Origin of the sequence: Amycolatopsis sp. NPDC051061, assembly GCF_040682935.1 — a bacterium.
In the GTDB taxonomy this organism is placed as follows: Bacteria; Actinomycetota; Actinomycetes; order Mycobacteriales; family Pseudonocardiaceae; genus Amycolatopsis.
On sequence record NZ_JBFBBZ010000003.1, the window covers coordinates 226718 to 242745 of the forward strand.

20 protein-coding genes are annotated in these 16028 nt (G+C 72.5%); 10 read left to right on the forward strand and 10 right to left on the reverse strand.

The window, feature by feature from the left end; translation table 11 throughout:
* Positions 1 to 6: 6 nt before the first annotated feature.
* On the reverse strand, positions 7 to 1686 hold the full coding sequence (locus tag AB0N03_RS05755) for a phage tail sheath C-terminal domain-containing protein (RefSeq protein WP_364365958.1): 1680 nt from the start codon (positions 1684 to 1686) through the stop codon (positions 7 to 9).
* Positions 1687 to 1842: 156 nt separating this feature from the next.
* Here AB0N03_RS05755 and AB0N03_RS05760 point away from each other — a divergent pair, with 156 nt between their 5' ends.
* A complete protein-coding gene (locus AB0N03_RS05760) occupies positions 1843 to 2052 on the forward strand; it encodes a hypothetical protein (RefSeq protein ID WP_364365961.1) in 210 nt (69 codons plus the stop codon).
* Here the strand turns inward: AB0N03_RS05760 and AB0N03_RS05765 are convergent.
* Positions 2037 to 2219: a hypothetical protein gene (locus AB0N03_RS05765; protein ID WP_364365964.1), complete on the reverse strand. Its 183-nt coding sequence runs from the start codon at positions 2217 to 2219 to the stop codon at positions 2037 to 2039. The two genes, AB0N03_RS05760 and AB0N03_RS05765, sit on opposite strands and share 16 nt — an antisense overlap.
* A gap of 25 nt (positions 2220 to 2244) precedes the next feature.
* On the opposite strand from AB0N03_RS05765, the gene AB0N03_RS05770 reads away from it, so the two are divergent.
* Positions 2245 to 2754 carry a CGNR zinc finger domain-containing protein gene (locus AB0N03_RS05770; RefSeq protein ID WP_364365966.1) on the forward strand — a complete coding sequence of 170 codons (510 nt, stop codon included), beginning with the start codon at positions 2245 to 2247 and terminating at the stop codon, positions 2752 to 2754.
* Here the strand turns inward: AB0N03_RS05770 and AB0N03_RS05775 are convergent.
* Entirely contained in the window at positions 2751 to 3449 is a 699-nt protein-coding gene (locus AB0N03_RS05775; protein ID WP_364365969.1) for an SRPBCC domain-containing protein, read from the reverse strand. The two genes, AB0N03_RS05770 and AB0N03_RS05775, sit on opposite strands and share 4 nt — an antisense overlap.
* A 101-nt stretch (positions 3450 to 3550) precedes the next feature.
* Positions 3551 to 4594 (reverse strand): tyrosine-type recombinase/integrase, encoded by a 1044-nt coding sequence (locus AB0N03_RS05780; RefSeq protein ID WP_364365972.1) that lies wholly within the window; start codon positions 4592 to 4594, stop codon positions 3551 to 3553.
* 95 nt (positions 4595 to 4689) lie between these two features.
* Here AB0N03_RS05780 and AB0N03_RS05785 point away from each other — a divergent pair, with 95 nt between their 5' ends.
* From AB0N03_RS05785 to AB0N03_RS05805, 5 genes are all read left to right on the forward strand, one after another.
* Complete coding sequence (locus AB0N03_RS05785) at positions 4690 to 5034, forward strand: YciI family protein (protein ID WP_364365975.1); 345 nt, start codon at positions 4690 to 4692, stop codon at positions 5032 to 5034.
* Entirely contained in the window at positions 5031 to 6227 is a 1197-nt protein-coding gene (locus AB0N03_RS05790) for an RNA polymerase sigma factor (protein ID WP_364365978.1), read from the forward strand. Before AB0N03_RS05785 ends, AB0N03_RS05790 begins: the two co-directional genes overlap by 4 nt.
* Positions 6228 to 6407: 180 nt before the next feature.
* Positions 6408 to 7499: a hypothetical protein gene (locus tag AB0N03_RS05795; protein ID WP_364365980.1), complete on the forward strand. Its 1092-nt coding sequence runs from the start codon at positions 6408 to 6410 to the stop codon at positions 7497 to 7499.
* A gap of 39 nt (positions 7500 to 7538) precedes the next feature.
* Positions 7539 to 7883 (forward strand): metalloregulator ArsR/SmtB family transcription factor, encoded by a 345-nt coding sequence (locus AB0N03_RS05800; RefSeq protein ID WP_364365983.1) that lies wholly within the window; start codon positions 7539 to 7541, stop codon positions 7881 to 7883.
* A complete protein-coding gene (locus AB0N03_RS05805) occupies positions 7880 to 8311 on the forward strand; it encodes an SRPBCC family protein (RefSeq protein WP_364365986.1) in 432 nt (143 codons plus the stop codon). The genes AB0N03_RS05800 and AB0N03_RS05805 overlap by 4 nt, the downstream gene beginning before the upstream one ends.
* A gap of 9 nt (positions 8312 to 8320) precedes the next feature.
* Here AB0N03_RS05805 and AB0N03_RS05810 read toward each other — a convergent pair whose 3' ends face one another.
* Positions 8321 to 9247 (reverse strand): AraC family transcriptional regulator, encoded by a 927-nt coding sequence (locus tag AB0N03_RS05810; RefSeq protein WP_364365989.1) that lies wholly within the window; start codon positions 9245 to 9247, stop codon positions 8321 to 8323.
* Positions 9248 to 9329: 82 nt separating this feature from the next.
* Between AB0N03_RS05810 and AB0N03_RS05815 the strand changes: the two genes are divergently transcribed.
* Both AB0N03_RS05815 and AB0N03_RS05820 read left to right on the forward strand, forming a co-directional pair.
* Positions 9330 to 10151, forward strand: a complete 822-nt coding sequence (locus AB0N03_RS05815; protein WP_364365992.1) for an NmrA family transcriptional regulator — start codon at positions 9330 to 9332, stop codon at positions 10149 to 10151.
* A gap of 17 nt (positions 10152 to 10168) precedes the next feature.
* Positions 10169 to 10621, forward strand: a complete 453-nt coding sequence (locus AB0N03_RS05820; protein ID WP_364365995.1) for an anthrone oxygenase family protein — start codon at positions 10169 to 10171, stop codon at positions 10619 to 10621.
* 63 nt (positions 10622 to 10684) lie between these two features.
* On the opposite strand, the gene AB0N03_RS05825 is transcribed toward AB0N03_RS05820, so the two are convergent.
* From AB0N03_RS05825 to AB0N03_RS05845, 5 genes are all read right to left on the reverse strand, one after another.
* On the reverse strand, positions 10685 to 11167 hold the full coding sequence (locus AB0N03_RS05825) for a GyrI-like domain-containing protein (protein WP_364365998.1): 483 nt from the start codon (positions 11165 to 11167) through the stop codon (positions 10685 to 10687).
* The gene (locus AB0N03_RS05830; protein ID WP_364366001.1) at positions 11167 to 11499 is read right to left on the reverse strand and encodes a YciI family protein; all 333 of its coding nucleotides are present in this window, start codon (positions 11497 to 11499) and stop codon (positions 11167 to 11169) included. The genes AB0N03_RS05825 and AB0N03_RS05830 overlap by 1 nt, the downstream gene beginning before the upstream one ends.
* A 1-nt stretch (position 11500) precedes the next feature.
* Complete coding sequence (locus AB0N03_RS05835) at positions 11501 to 12265, reverse strand: alpha/beta hydrolase (protein WP_364366004.1); 765 nt, start codon at positions 12263 to 12265, stop codon at positions 11501 to 11503.
* Positions 12262 to 13533 (reverse strand): sigma-70 family RNA polymerase sigma factor, encoded by a 1272-nt coding sequence (locus AB0N03_RS05840; protein WP_364366007.1) that lies wholly within the window; start codon positions 13531 to 13533, stop codon positions 12262 to 12264. The genes AB0N03_RS05835 and AB0N03_RS05840 overlap by 4 nt, the downstream gene beginning before the upstream one ends.
* A 69-nt stretch (positions 13534 to 13602) precedes the next feature.
* Entirely contained in the window at positions 13603 to 14646 is a 1044-nt protein-coding gene (locus AB0N03_RS05845) for a TetR/AcrR family transcriptional regulator (RefSeq protein WP_364366010.1), read from the reverse strand.
* Between the two features lie 86 nt (positions 14647 to 14732).
* Between AB0N03_RS05845 and AB0N03_RS05850 the strand changes: the two genes are divergently transcribed.
* On the forward strand, positions 14733 to 15905 hold the full coding sequence (locus tag AB0N03_RS05850) for a cytochrome P450 (RefSeq protein ID WP_364366013.1): 1173 nt from the start codon (positions 14733 to 14735) through the stop codon (positions 15903 to 15905).
* The last annotated feature ends 123 nt before the right edge of the window (positions 15906 to 16028 follow it).

Consider the following 16028-nt stretch of genomic DNA (forward strand, 5'->3'; position numbering starts at 1 on the left):
CCTCCCTCAGACCTGGATCTGCCCGACGAGCTGCTGGATGTGGATGACGACGAACTCGGCGGGCTTGAGCGGGGCGAAGCCGACCTTGATGTGCACGATGCCGCGGTCGATGTCGTTCTGCGGGTTGTTCGTGGCGTCGCAGACGACCTGGTAGGCGTCCTGCGGGGTGCGACCCTGGAACGCGCCCTGGCGGAACAGCGTGTTCATGAACGCGCCGACGTTGAGCCGGATCGACGACCACAGCGGCTCGTCGTTCGGTTCGAACACGACCCACTGGGTGCCGCGGAAGAGGCTCTCCTCGATGAACAGCGCGAGCCGGCGCACCGGCACGTACTTCCACTGGTCGGCCTGGACATCGGCGCCCTTGAGGGTGCGCGCGCCCCAGACGACGTTGCCGACCACCGGCCGCCGCCGCAGGCAGTTGATGCCCAGCGGGTTGAGGATGCCGTTCTCGAGGTCGGTCATCAGGACCTGCGGCGCGAGAACGCCGTTCAGGCCGGCGTCGGTGCCGGCGGGCGCCTTCCAGACCCCGCGCTGGACGTCGGTGCGCGCCCACACCCCGGCGACGACGCCGCACGGCGGGAAGTCGCGGACGGCGTTCTGCTGTTCGGTGTCGGGGAGCCGCAGCCGGGGGAAGTAGACCGCCGCGTTCTTGGCGAGGTCGCCGGCGAGCGGCAGCCCGCTCCCGCCGGGACGGCCGGCTTTCGCCGCCTCGGCGACGCTCGTCCACGCCTCGGGCGGGTCGACCAGCAGCATCGCCCGGCGGTCGGCGCAGAGTTTCGCGGCCTGGGCGAGGATGCCGGCCTCGTGCGTCGCGTCGCCCACCTGGCCGGGCGGCCCGGGCAGGCAGAGGACGTTGAAGATGTCGGTCTTCAGCAGCTGGTAGATGCCCTGCTTGCCGTCCTGGACGGGGGAGTTGTCGCCGAGGTAGTCGGCGGCGACGGGAGTCACGTCGCCGTCTTCGCCGCCCGTGCCTTCGACGTACCAGTTGTCCTGGCCGCTCTTGCCGTCGGGGAAGGGGTCCTGGCCGGCCGCGACGTCGGCGTTACTGGTCAGCAGCTTGCCGTCGGCGCCGTCCGGGACGGTCACCAGCGAGGAACCGGACAGCGCGACGCTGAGCCGGCCGGCGCTCTTCGGATCGGCGCTGATGTTGAGGTAGGACTCGGTCGTTCCGGTGGCCGCGTCGCGCAGGGTGAGGTTGAAGGTCTTCTGGTCCTTCGGATCCTTCGGCTTGTCGTGGGTCTCGTAGTCGACGCGGGCACGCAGGTGGTTGCCCCAGTCGCCGGGGCTGACGGCGGTCAGGGTCACGTTCCCGCCGGTCGCGGGGAGCGCGATCCCGGCTCGGTCCGGGTACTTCGGGGCGGCCGCCGCGCCGTTTCCGTCGCCGCCGTTTCCCCCGCCGTCGGCGGGCGGCGGTGCGGTCGCGACGATGCGGACGATCTCCGCCTCCGCCCCGCCGTTCTGGAAGTACTGGTAGACGGCGTAGCTCAGGTCGCTGGCCGGGTCGAGGCCGCCGAACTCGCGTTCGTAGTCGGCCCAGCTGGTGATGTGCACCGGGTCGGTGACCGAACCGCGCGGCGCGGTGCCGACGAACGCGGCGATCGAGGTGGGCACTCCGACGATGGTGCGTACCGCGCTCGGCAGTTCGTCGATGTAGACGCCGGGATAGGTGGGACTGATGGGCATGGCCGTGTCTCCCTTCACAACGCCCGCAGTGCGACCCACGGTCCGGGCGCGGCGTCACCCCCGCGTCACCGTCCGCGCAATGCGGGTACGCATTCCGGTGACGCGCGCGTGACGGCGGGAAGCGACGGTCGGCGAAAGGGAGAGCGGAGCTTCGACGTGACGGACACCGAGCGCGCGGCGTTGCTGATCGTCCGGGCCTGGCGCGCGCCCGGCGGGTCGACGGCCGTGCGGGTGATCCGGATCGACGAGCTGCCCGGCGGAGCGGTGTCGACGGTGGTGACCGGCGACCGTGACGAGCTGGCCGAGCAGGTGCTCGACTGGTACGACGCCTTCGGGAGGCAGGGCTCGGTTCAGGATTGTTCGTAGTGACCGAGCTGGGCCCGGGTGGCGCCGACGACTTCGCCGTCGAGGCGGGCCAGCCAGCTGCCGCAGATGCAGCGCACGTAGTCGAGCCGATGAGTGGCGGGCCGGACCGCGGTCGCCGGCAGTTCGGCGATCGGCCAGCCGCAGCGGGGGCAACGGTTTCCGTTCATGTCCCCATCGTGCTGTAATGGCTTTATGCACTTCAACCCTTACGGCGGTCCGGCCGCGCTCGTGGCCGCCGACCTGGTGAACGCGGGGTCCGCGAGCGAACTGCTGGACGGGATGGTCGGCAACGGCATGTCCATCGCGGCACTGACCGACGACGAAGCCACGCGCATCGCCGCCTGGGCCCACCGGCTGCGGCCGGTGTTCGCCGCCGATGTCGCCGACCGCCCGGCGCTGGTCAACGACCTGCTTTCCGAGGCGGCGTGCCGGCCGTACATCGCCACCCACGACGGCAAACCACCCCACCTGCACTACTCGGCCGAAGACGCCGGGCCGGTGGGCCGCGTCCGCGCCTACACCGCGGGCGGCCTCGCCCACCTCGTGTGCGAGGCCCCGGACCGCCTCGGCGTCTGCGGCCGCGAAGGCTGCGAAACGGCGTACGTGGACACCTCACGCAACGGCCGCCGCCGGTTCTGCTCGACGCGCTGCGCGACCCGCGTCCACGTCGCCGACCACCGGGCCCGGCAGCTGACCGCTTAGGCGAACACCTCGGCCAGGAACGCCGGCCAGCCCTCGTCTCCCGCGGCGACGTCGCCGAAGTGGTGCCGCCCGACGCCGATCGGCCAGCCGAAGGCGTTGCGGCCGTAGCACCGGTAGAGCGCGTCCGCGGTCCGGACGCCGAGGAACTCCGGAGTCGCGTAGTCGACGACGCCGTCGATGCCCCGCACGGTGATTTCGGTCCCCACCTGGACGTCTTCCGGCACGCCGAGCGCCTTCTTCAGCGTGGTGAAGGCGTCCGGCGCCGCGGAGGACCCGCGGGCTTCGGTCATCGCGTAGGTGGCGGTGCGCCCGGCGAAGTGCTTGAGGTACTCCCCGAGCGAGTGGTAGTAGAACGCGGTGTGCCGGCGGCAGGCGTCGTAGTTGGTGTCCCAGTCCTCGAGGAAGACGCCGCGGTGGACGAACGTCAGGTGCGTGACGGCGCCCCGGCGTTCGAAGGTGTAGTCGAGCTCGTTGAACCAGCCGTCCTTCTCGCACCGGGTCGCGAAGTGCGCACCGGGCTGCCACACGGTGACCTCGCCGCCGTGGAAGGTCAGGCCGGTCTCCTTGCCGCCGACCCACGGCTCGTACCGGATGGGCCAGGACCAGCTCCCGGCTTCGACCGTGACGGCGCGCCAGCACTCCTCCGGCGTCGCGGCCAGCGTGCCCTCGAACCCGACTTCGAATTCCTTCGTCATGACTGTCTCCCTCGATCTGTCCCGGCTTCTGCCAGGACGTCATCCGGGAGAGGGCCGATTCGACAAATCCCGCGAAACTTTCAGCCGGCGGGCGGTCGGGCTCAGAGGTCGAGGACACCCGCCGCGTTGTCGTTCCACTGGTCGACCCGGCGGATGTACTCGTAGAGCGCGCGGCTGCCCCGCACCCAGCGCCCCTGATCGGCGATCGCGAGGTCGTCGGCGCCGGCCCGGCGGGCCTCGGTCGCGAACCCGGAGCGCAGCGAGTGGCCGGTCACCGAGTACGGCAGGCCCGCGCGGACGCCGGCCCGGGTGAGGATCTGGTTGACGCCGGTCGTGCTCAGCGCGGGCTCGCCGACGTTGCCGTGCCGGTCGACGCGGCGGAACGCGGGCCCCTCGGCGATCCCCGCGCCCGACCGCCACGCGTGCCACGCCCGCACCGGGTCGGTGTCGGGGTTCTCGCGCCGCGGGACGACCATGTCGCCGGTGCTCTTGCCGTGCCGCACGGTCACCGCCAGCCCCCGGTCGTCGACCGGCTCGACGTCGGTGACCAGCAGGTTCGCCAGGTCGGAGCAGCGGGCGGCGATGGGGAACCCGATCAGCAGCATCGCGCGGTCGCGGGCGCCGGCGAGGGTGTCCGGGCAGGCTCGTGACATCGCCCGCAGGTCGGTGAGCGTGACCATGGTGGCCTTGCCGCGGCCGCGCTGGACCCCTTCGCGCGCCAGCCGCTGCCGGTACCCCTTCAGCGCGCGCCACGCGGCACGGCTCGCTTCGGGATCGACGACGACCTTGTGGTGCCGCAGCCCGGCGAGCGCGCCGGTGAGCCGCCGTTCGATCGTCGACGGCGCCGCCGGAGCGGCCCGTTCGGGCACCTCGGCCACGACGCGTTCATCCGGACGCAGCGTGCGGCCGCGTTCGAGCCAGACGACGAACCCGGTCAGCGCGCCGATCGACGCCGACAACGGCGGGATCCCGGCTTCGGCGGTGTAGTCCTGCCACACCTGCCAGTCCTGGGCGTAGGCCTTGAGCGTGTTCGGCGGCCGTTGCCCGTCGACGTGCCGCGTGGCGGCCGCATCGAGCAGGGCGAGCCGGTCCTGCGGGCTCGCGGCGGCGAGGGCGGCATCGGTCACCGGTTCGAGCTCGGGCACGCGCCGAAGATTACGGGATCATTCTCCCGGGACGCTGTCGATCCGGCCGGGCGCCGTTCGTGTCAGCGGGGAAAGCACCGACCGAGGGAGACGGCGTGAAGCAGTACCTGCTCAGCATCTACCAGCCCGACGGGCCCACCCCGCCGCCGGAAGTCCTCGACGGGATCACGAAGAAGCTCGACGCCCTCAACACCGACCTCAAGGCGGCCGGGGCCTGGGTGTTCGCCGGCGGGCTGCACCCGCCGTCCACGGCCACCGTGCTGCGCGCCGACGACGGCGACACGCTCGTCACCGACGGCCCGTTCGCCGAAGGCAAGGAGCACCTCGGCGGGTTCACGATCATCACCGCGCCCGACCTCGACGCGGCGCTCGCCTGGGGCGGGCGGCTCGCCGACGCCGTCGCGCCGCTGCCGGTCGAGGTGCGGCCGTTCGCGGGATGAGCGTCGAGGAGGTCTTCGCCGCGGAGTACGGCCGCGCGGTGTCGGTGCTGGTGCGGGTCTTCGGGAGCATCGACGTCGCCGAGGAGGCCGTGCAGGACGCGTTCGCCGAGGCCGTCCGGCGGTGGCCGGCCGCCGGGGTGCCGCCGAGCCCGGCGGGCTGGATCATCACGACCGCCCGCAACCGGGCCATCGACCGCCTGCGCCGGGAAGCCGCCCGGGAGGACAAGCACGCCCAGGCGGCTCTGCTACATGCCGAAACTGAGCCCGTCGAGGAGGGCGCCGTGCCCGACGACCGGCTCCGGCTGATCTTCACCTGCTGCCACCCCGCGCTGGCCCGTCCCACCCAGGTCGCGCTGACCCTGCGGCTGCTCGGCGGCCTGACCACCGCGGAGATCGCCGGCGCGTTCCTGGTGGCCGAGCCGACGATGGCCCAGCGGATCGTCCGGGCGAAGAACAAGATCCGCGACGCGGGCATCCCGTACCGCGTCCCCCAGGACGCCGACCTGCCGGCGCGGCTGTTCGCGGTGCTCGGCGTGCTGTACCTGATCTTCAACGAGGGCTACACGGCGAGCGCGGGGGAGGACCTGGTCCGCGACGACCTGTGCCGCGAGGCGATCCGGCTCGCCCGCGTCCTGGCCGGGCTGATGCCCGACGAGCCGGAGGTGTGGGGCCTGCTGGCGCTGATGCTGCTGATCGACTCCCGCCGCGCCACCCGCACCACCGCTTCCGGTGACCTGGTGCTGCTGGCCGACCAGGATGCTTCGCGCTGGGACGCGGCCTTGATCGCCGAGGGCCAGGAGATCGTCCGCCGCTGCCTGCGCCGCAACCAGCCGGGCCCGTACCAGATCCAGGCGGCGATCCAGGCCGTCCACAGCGACGCGCCCACGGACTGGTCCCAGGTCAAGGCCCTCTACGACCAGCTGCTGGCCGTCACGCCGACGCCGGTGGTGGCGCTGAACCGCGCGGTGGCGGTCGCCGAGGTCGACGGTCCTGGAGCGGCGCTGGCCCTGGTCGAAAAGCTGGAGCTGGCGCGGTTCCCGCTGTGTCACGCGATCCGCGCGGACCTTCTGGACCGGGTCGGCCGGCGCGGGGAAGCGGTGGCCGCCTACACCGCGGCGATCGAACTGACCCACAACTCGGCCGAGCGGGCCCTCCTGGAACGGAAGCGGGCCACAGCGTCAACTCGCGGTTGACATCAAGGGGGGTCCTAGTTTTCGAGGCCCTCCGATCCGCCCTCATCACACCCTCGGTCTTCCAGCGTGTTCTGAGTTTGGATATGTGACCTTATCCCAACCCAGATAGCTAGCATCTTATCTTCTAATTTTGAACAGCTACTTTTAGTTCTGATTAGAAGCTTTGCTAGACTTCCGATCATGACAGAAGACGCAGGTCAGCCCCGAATTTGCGAGTACCGGCGTTGTGGAGCGCCGCTGCCGCCGACAGTGGGCCGGGGGAGCCGCGCTCGGTTCTGCCAGGACGGGAAGACCTGGGGACGCCGGAACCTCAACTGCCGCGACGCCGAAGCCGTCCTGTCGGACGCCGAGTCGCTGCGGGAGAGCGACACCGAACTGGACGACACCGCCGTCACCGCGCTCGCCGGTCAGGTCGACCGGGTGCTCGAACCCGCGCGGGGGCTCGTCGAGACGCTCACGACCCTGCGTCACCAGCTGGAAGCCACCACGGCCGCCGCTCTCGCCGAACGGGACGCGGCCCTGCTCGAGGCCGACGACCACCGCCGCCAGCGTGGGCTCGCCGACGCCGAAGCCGCGCAGGCCCGCGAAGCCGCCGAGGACGCCACTCAGGTCTCGGCGGCCGCCGAGAAGGAGGCGGCCGCGGCGCGGAGGGAACGGGACGAGAGCAGTGCTGCCCACCGGGCCGCGGTGCAGGAGCAGCAGCGCGCGGAAGGGCAGCTGGCCGCGGTGCGGGACGAACTCGGGCGGGTCGCCGAGCGAGCGGATGCCACCGCCGCCTTGGCCGGTGAGCGCGCCGCGGTGATCGCCACCCTGACCGCCGAACTCGCGGCCGCGCGAGAGGCCCTCGACGAAGAACGCGGCCGCGCCCAGGCCGCCACCACTCGCGCCGAAGCCGCGGAGGTCCGCGTCGAGACGGCGACCCGACGCCTCGACGCGGCCGAATCGCGCGCCGAAGCGGCCGCTGGGCGACTCGACGCGGCCCGCGAAGAGCTGTCCAAGGCAGCAACTGCCCACCGAGCCGCCCTGGCCCAGGCACACGAAGACGCTGAGCGCTTGCGGGCCACGTTCGACCAGCGGCTCGCCGAGGCGCAGGCCGCGCACGAGCAAACCGTCCGGTCCATGCACGAGACCACCACGAGCCTCGGCGCCGAACTCCGCGTCCACGCCGGCCGAGCCGACAACGCCGAGCGCGCGCTGACCAGGGCGCTCGCCGTCCTACGAGGCCTTCCGAACGCCGAACTGCCCGACGACGTCGCGGCAATGCTTAAGTAGTTACTTGACTATTTCACCCAAGGACGCATACTTAAGTACATGCTTGACCATGAGCTGGACCTGGTGTTCCGCGCCTTGGGCGACCGGACGCGGCGGGCGCTGGTGGAGCGGCTCGTGCGGGGGCCGGCGTCGGTCAGTGAGCTCGCCGAGCCGCTGACCATGTCGCTGGCCGCCGTCGTGCAGCACCTCCAAGTGCTCGAATCCGCCGGGATCGTGCGATCCGAAAAAGCCGGCCGCGTGCGCACCTGCCGGATCGAACCGGAGCTGCTGCGCGGCGGCGAGCACTGGCTGGGCCGGCAACGCACCACGTGGGAAAGCACGCTCGACCGGCTCGGCGACTTCCTCGCCGAACCGCCCGACCCCTCTGATGGGAGCCCGACATGACCGTCAAGCACACCACCTTCACCCTCGAACGCACCTACCCCGTCCCGCCGGCGCGGGTGTTCGCCGCGTGGGCGGACCCGGCCACCAAGACCCGGTGGTTCGTCCCCGACGGGACCCATGAGCTGGACTTCCGCGTCGGCGGCCGCGAGACCGTCGACGCCGCGGGCCCGGACGGCACGCCGATGTCGGTCCTCTCGATCTACCACGACATCGTGCCGGAGCAGCGGATCGTCTACTCCACGACGCTGAGCGGCGGCAAGACGCTCGCCACGGTCTCGATCACGACGGTGGAGCTGATCGGCGAAGGCGACGGCACCCGCCTGGTCCTGACCGAGCAGGACACCCTCCTCGACGACGCCGAGCAGCCGGAGTGGCGCGAGCAGGGCACCGGCGAGTGGCTGGACCGGCTGGGCGAGGCGCTGGAATGACCGTGCCGCTCACGCCGTCCGGTACCGCTGCGGGCTGATGCCGAACTCGCGCTTGAAGGCCGCGCTGAGGGCGAACGCGCTGCCGTAGCCGACCTGGTGGGCGACCGCCCCGATCGTGGCGTCCGGTTGCTGGCGCAGCAGGTCCGCGGCGAGCGCGAGCCGCCAGCCGGTGAGGTAGGCCATCGGCGTCTCGCCGACCGTCGTGGCGAACCGGCGGGCCAGCGCGGCCCGGGAGACGCCGGTGTTGGCCGCGAGCTTGGCGACCGTCCAGGGCTCGCCGGGCTGGTGCTGCAGCAGTCGCAACGCCTGTCCGACGACCGGGTCGTCGTGGGCGCGGTACCAGGCGGGCGCGGTGGTGTCGGGCCGGTCGAACCACGCGCGCAGCGCGGCGATCAGCAGGACGTCGAGCAGCCGGTCGAGGACGGCTTCCTGCCCCGGCACGTCCCGGCCGATCTCCCCGGCGAGCAGCCCGACCAGGGGCGTCGGCCAGTCGGCCGCGCGCAGGACGATCAGCGCCGGCAACGCGGCCAGGAGTTTCTTGCTGATCTCGCCTTCCATGCCGTAGGTGCCGGTGAGCAGCACGACCGGGCCGCCGGTGCCCCAGGTGCGGACGCCGAGGTCGGCGTAGTCGGTGAGGTGCCTGCCGTCGGGGGTGCGGCACTCCTGGCCGGGCAGGATCAGTGCTTGCGGCGGCGTCGAAGGGTGGTCGGCGACCAGGTACGGATCCGGGCCGCGGGCGATCGCGACGTCGCCTTCGCCGAGCAGGACGCTCTCGCCCGCGTCGGGCACGATCCACGCTTCGCCGCGCACGACCGACACAACGGTCAGCGGTGCTTCGTCCTCGATGCGCAGGGACCACGGCGGGGTGAGCACCGAGCGCAGCAGGAACGCGCCGTGGGCGCGGGGGCCGTCGAGGAGCGCGGCGAGCGGGTCCATGCCCGGAAGTGTAGACGCTGGAACATGCGATCGAGGCCTTGAACTATGGAGAGTCTCACCGAGCGCCGGTTGACTCACTGCCATGACAACGAACTTCCTGGTGGTGGGCGGCACCGGCAAGACCGGGCGCCGCGTGGCGGATCGGCTGCGGGAGCGCGGCCTGCCGGTGCGGATCACGTCGCGCCGTGGGGCGCCGCCGTTCGACTGGGGTGACCGCGAGACCTGGGCGCCGGTGCTGAAGGACATCGACGCCGTCTACCTGACCTACTACCCCGACCTGGTGGTGCCCGAGGCGGCCGCCGACATCCGCGCGTTCGCCGAGCTGGCGGTCGCCCACGGCGCCCGGCACCTGGTCCTGCTGTCGGGCCGCGGCGAGGAGGAAGCCGAGGCGTGCGAACGGATCGTGGCCGACGCCGGGACCGGCTGGACGGTCCTGCGGTGCAGCTGGTTCGCACAGAACTTCAGCGAGCACTTCCTCCTGGAGGCCGTGCGCGGCGGGGAGATCGCGTTGCCGGCGGGCACGGTGACCGAGCCGTTCGTCGACGTCCGCGACATCGCCGACGTCGCGGTGAAGGTGCTGACCGAGCCGGGCCACGCGGGACAGCTGTACGAGCTGACCGGGCCGCGGCTGCTGAGTTTCGCCGACGCGGCCGCGGATATTTCTGCCGCGTCGGGGCGGGATGTCCGCTATGTTCCGGTTTCCGCGGAGGAGTACGCCGCCGCGGCGGTCGAGTACGGCGTGCCGGAGGAGGAGGCCGGGGCGTTGACCGAGCTGTTCGCGCGGGTGCTCGACGGCCGCAACGAGTCGGTGACCCACGACGTCGAGCGGGTGCTGGGGCGCCCGGCCACGGACTTCGCCGGCTTCGCGCGGGACGCGGCGGCAACCGGCGTCTGGGCGCGATGAAGGGGAGGGTGCGACCGATGTCCACTGTGGTGCTGGTGGCCGCGCTGATCGCGGCCGGCTTGATCGCCGGGTTGTTCTACGCCTACGCGTGCTCGGTGCTGCCGGGGCTGGCGCGGGGCGACGACAAGACGTTCGTGGAGGCGATGCGCGGGATCAACGTCGCGATCGTCAACCCGGTCTTCATGCTGACGTTCCTGGGTGCGCCGGTGCTGGCGGGCGTGGCGATCTTCCTCGACCCCGGGCCGCGGCCGTGGGTGATCGCCGGGTTCGCGTGCCTGGTGGCGATGATCGTGATCACCGGGGCGCTGAACATCCCGCTCAACAACGCGCTGGAATCCGGCGGCGACGACTACGCGGCGGTACGGGCGAACTTCGAGGCGGCCTGGGTGCGCTGGAACGTGCTGCGGGCCGTGGTGAGCACGGCAGGCTTCGGCTGCCTGGTCGCCGCCGTGCTCACCGGCCGCGGCTGACAGCAAGTTCGTGAAGGCCACCTTGAGGAACTTGTAGTTCCTCAAGGTGGCCTTCACGAACTTTCAGGCGAGGCGGAAGAGCAGGTCGGTGACCCACTCCGCGGGGTCGGGCACTTCCAGGGGGTTGGTGCGCAGGACTTCCAGGCGGCCGCCCCACTCCTCGCCGTCGGGGCCTTCCGTGACGTCCCAGGTGACACCATCGGCGGCACCCCAGCTCAAGACCGCCGCGGTGGCGGCGGTCAGGCCGTCGGGGGCGCCGACGTAGGTTTCGAGGACGTACTTCCCGGCGGGCAGCTCACCGGCGAAGGCGGGCTCCTCCGGGGTGAACCCGCCTTCGACCGGGACGCCGGCCTCGACGGTGAACCGCCTGCCGGGGTGCAGCACGCGGTAGCGGAAGAACGGCGCCCCGGCCGGGACGATCCCGTGGCCGGCCAGCGTGCCGATGAGGGGCGGCAGCCGGTCGGCGATGCGCGGGAACTCCTCGATGCCGAGGGTGGCGCGCTCGGCGACGTAGCGCTGGGCCGGTCGGTCCACGACGGACGGCATCAGGGTTCCTCTCCGACGAAGATCGGGCGGACTTCGATACTGCCGTAGGTCGCGGCGGGGTGCTTGGCCGCGATCTCGAGGGCTTCGTCGAGGTCGTCGCAGTCGAGGACGACGTAGCCACCGATCTGTTCCTTGGCCTCGGTGAACGGGCCGTCGGTGAGCAGGACTTCGCCGTCGCGGACGCGGATCGTCGTGGCTTCCGACGGCGGGCGCAGGCCGCCCCCGCCGTGGATCTTGCCGCGGCGGGCCAGGTCCTCGCCCCAGCCGTCGCACCCGTCGTACTGGTGCTCTTCGGCGGTTTCGTCGCCGGCGATCATCAGCAGGTAGCGCATTTCAGCGTCCTTCCAGTACTTCGCGCAGGCGCGCGGCGAAGGCTTCCGGTTCCGTGGCGAACCCGCCGTGGTCGCCCGGGAACTCGATGGCCGGCAGGCCGAGGGCGGCGGCGAGCCCGGCGCCGGTTTCGTGGGCGGTCGATCCGGCGGACTTCTCGCCGACGCCGACGACCAGCCGCGCGGAGGTCGCCCGGAGCGCGTCGAGATCGGGTTCGAAGGCGCCGGTGGCGGCCATCAAGTGGTGGAAGAAGTAGGTGAAGTTGCCTTCGCCGCGCGGGTCGAGCGGGGGCACGGGGTCGACACCCACGAGCGCCATGAACGCGGGGAAGGCCGCGTCGAGGCCTTGGTCGCGGAACAGCGCGGGGATGTCGGGCCCGTCGACGGCTCCGGCGGGCAGGTAACGGCTGACCGGCGGTTCGTGCAGCACGACCGTGCGGACGTCATCGGGGTGCCGGACGACGTGGTCGAGCATCGTGATGGCACCGCCGCTGCTGGCGAAGACGTCCGCGGGCCCGACCTCGGCGAGCAGCCGGTGGACGTCGTCGGCGTGCTCGCGGATCGTGTCGTCGCCGGGTGCGCCGTCGAGCGGGCTGCGGCCGAGGCCCCGCGGGTCGTAGGTGACGACGGTGTGGTCCTCGGCCAGCACCGGCCGGATGTGCGTGAACACCGCGGCGTCGGCGGGGCCGCCGGGGACCAGCAGCAGCACGGGACCGCTTCCGGTGACGTCGTAGGTGAGGGTGGCGCCGGAGACGGCGAGGCTGGTCATGGGCTTTCCTCCGGTGGTCGGGGTTCGCCCGACCGACGAACGGGACCGCCGGAGACCGACACCGCTTCGGAGATTCTTCTCGTGAGGTACGTGCGTTCGGCCTCGGTGGGTGCGAGGTCGCGGGCTTGGGCGTACCAGTCGGCGGCTTCGGCGTGGCGGCCGAGGCGGCGGAGGAAGTCGGCGCGGGTGGCGGGCAGCAGGTGGTAGCCGTCCATGGTCAGCGCGTCGAGCAGCGCGAGCCCGGCGAGCGGGCCGTCGGCCATGCCGACCGCGACGGCCCGGTTGAGCTCGACGACGGCGCTCGGCACGTGCTTGCGCAGTTCACGGTAGAGGCCGGCGATCTGGGGCCAGTCGGTGTCGGCGGGCCGGGCGGCGGTGGCGTGGCAGGCGGCGATGGCGGCCTGGATCTGGTACGGCCCCGGCCGCCGCCGGCGCAACGCGGTCTCCAGGACCTGGGTGCCTTCGGCGATTTCGCCCGCGTCCCAGCGGGTGCGGTCCTGTTCCTCGAGCGGGACGAGCTGTCCGGCGTCGACGCGAGTGGCGCGCCGGGCGTGCTGGAGCAGCATCAGCGCGAGCAGGCCGAGCACGTCGGGTTCGTCGGGCATGAGCTGCGCCAGTACGCGGGCGAGCCGGATCGCTTCGGCAGCGAGGTCGGGGCGCAGCAGGTCGGGCCCGGCGCTGGCCGAGTAGCCCTCGTTGAACGTCAGGTACAGCACGCCGAGGACGGCGGCGGTGCGTTCGGGCAGCAGGTGCGCGGGCGGGACGCGATAAGGGATGCCGGCGTTGCGGATCTTGCGCTTCACCCGCACCAGCCGCTGGGACATGGTGGCTTCCGGGACGAGGAAGGCGCGGGCGATCTCGGCGGTGGAGAGCCCGGCCAGCGTGCGCAGCGCCAGCGCGACCTGGGCTTCGGTGGCCAGAGCCGGGTGGCAGCAGGTGAAGATGAGCCGCAGCCGGTCGTCGGTGACGCCGCTGTCGTCGAGATCGGGACCGTCGGGGACGTGCATCAGGGCGGCCTCCCGGAGCTTGGCGGCGCCCGCGGTCTCGCGGCGGCGCCGGTCGGTGGCGCGGTTGCGGGCGGCGGTGGTCAGCCAGGCGCCGGGCCGCTTCGGGACACCGTCGCGGGGCCAGGTGCGCAGCGCGAGGGCGAACGCCTCCTGAGCGCATTCCTCGGCGAGGTCCCAGTCACCGGTGATCCGGATGAGCGTGGCCACGACCTGGCCCCACTCCTCGCGGAACGCCTCCGCAACCGCGGTCTCGACGTCCACCGCCGCTCCTTCCCTCGGTGCCGGTTCACCCACCCGACGAACGGCCGGGCCGGGAATCGACAGCGGCTCCTACTCGACGGCCGCCGCGTGGCAGGCGCCGTACCCCTCGGCGCGCGCGACGATCCGGCCGCTTTCGACGCGGACGGCCGTCTCGGTGGCGTCGCTGACCGCGGTGACGCCGGCGGCCGCGGCGAGCTCGCCGGTGGCGTCGCAGACGAGCCGCAACCGGGGCCGGGCCGGGGGCACGATCGCCTGGTCGAGGCAGCCGCGCAGGTCGGCGACGGCGAGCCGGGCCAAGGGGGCGAGTTCGCCGGGGTCGCTGGTGACGAGCACGACGGTGACGTCGGCGCCCGTGCGCACGGCCTCTTCGAAGGCGGACGCGCGGTGCAGGCCGAGGATCGTGACGACGCCGTCGCCGGGCCGGAACGGTTCGCCGGTCAGCAGGTCGGTGACCGGCGGCGGGGTCCACGGTGCGTCGGCGGGCCGGGCTTGGCTCGTGATCGGCGGGGTCGCGGGCCAGTCGTCGTCGAGGTTCAGGTCGAGCAGCGCGGTGCAGGCGGTGACGATGTGGAACGGCTCGCCGAAGCCGGGCGCGGCGGCGGCGAGCTGGCTCGCGCCGTGCAGCGTGGTGAGGGCGGCTTCGGCGACGCGGACCAGGCGCCGTCCGGGGCGAAGCCGTTCCAGGGCGAGCCCGAGCAGGATGGCGTCGACGCGCATGAGCTGCGCGAACGGCAGGCGGGTGTGCTCGTCGGCGAGGATCTCGGGCAGCAGGTCGCGGCCGAGGCGGGCGTCTCCGCTTTCGCTGTCGGTGGCCAGGGGAAGGCGCGCGACCCAGGCGCGGGCGAACGCGGCGAGGACGTCGGCCGCGCTTGCGTCCCGCGGCGGGGCGGCGTAGCGGGGCGCGCGTTCGGCCAGGTCGGCCAGGACCGCGAAGTAGAGGGCCCGTTTGCCGGGGAAGTTGGAGTAGACCGCGCCGCGGGTGAGTTCGGCGCGTTCGGCGATGACGTCGATCTTCGCGTCGCGGAAGCCGCGTCCGGCGAATTCATCGCGGGCGGCGGCCAGGACCTTCGCGCGGTTGCGTTCCTGGGTCTCGGTCCTGCTGAGCCTGACCATCGTCCTCCTTGCCGCGGCGTCGCGAGCCAAGATACCGTGACCACTGAGATGATTAGAACATCTGTTATCGACATCTGGAGTGGCGGATGATCCCCGAGATCGACCTGACCGACCCGAAGGTCCTGACTGACCCGTTCACCGCCTACGACCGGGCGCGGGAAGCCGGCGCGCTGGCCAAGCTCGTCATCCCCGGCTTCGGCCCGTTCTGGGCGCTGACCCGCTACACCGAGGCACGCGCGATGCTGGCCGACCCGCGGTTCGAGGTCCGGGCGGAGAGCTTCATGCGCCCGCCGGGCATCCCGGCGCACTGCCTGGAGTACATGCGGACGATGGCCGAGCAGGACGGGCCCGAGCACCTGCGGCTGCGCCGGCTCGTGGCACCGGCGTTCACCCCGAAGCGCGCCGCGCGGCTACGCCCGCGGTTGGCGGCGCTCACCGAACGGCTCCTCGACGAGCTGCCCGCGCACGCCGAGGACGGCGTCGTCGACCTGGTGCCGCACTTCGCGCGGCCATTGCCGATGGACGTCATCTGCGAGATGGCCGGCATCCCCGACGCCGATCGGTCGCGCTGGCGGGAGTACGGCGCCGCGGTCGCCGGCGGCGTGGGCCCGGACTTCGCCGCGGCGATCCCGGCGATCATCGAGGGCGCGAAGGACGCGGTGGCGCGCAGCCGGGCCGAGCCGGGCGACGACCTCATCGGCGACCTCGTGCGCGCCGAGGACGACGACCGGCTCACCGACACCGAACTGGTCACGCTGGTCTGGCACCTCGTGCTGGCCGGCCAGACGCCGGTGAACCTGATCGCGAACGCCGTCGAAGCCCTGCTGCGGCAGCCCGATCAGCTCGCGGCCCTGCGCGCCGACCCGGGTCTGTGGCCGGGTGCGGTCGAGGAGCTGATGCGCTTCTGCAGCCCGCAGCTGCTGACCACGCCGCGGTTCGCGCGCGAAGACGTCGAGTTCGGCGGGCAGCTGGTCCGCGCGGGCGAGCGGGTGACGGCCGCAATGGTGTCCGCCGACCGTGACCCGCGGGTGTTCCCCGATGCCGATCGGCTCGACGTCACCCGTGAAGGGCCGGCGCAGCTGGGGTTCTCGCACGGCCCGCACTTCTGCCTGGGTGCCTCGATCGCCCGGGTGGAGACGGAGGTGGCGCTCTCGGCGTTGTTCAGTCGCTTCCCGGATCTCGCGCTGGCTGTCGACGACGTGCCTCGCGCACCCGACGGCGGGACCTGGCGCCCCGCTTCGCTACCGCTGAAGCTCTGACGCGCGGGGGCCGAGCCGCCGCGGCGAGCGTCGCGAATGACTCATTCCCCGGGTGGGGGGTCCCGCCATTGTGAATAGCGGCGCCCTGGACCGGGGGGGGGAAGCGGTTAGGATGCGGGGAGG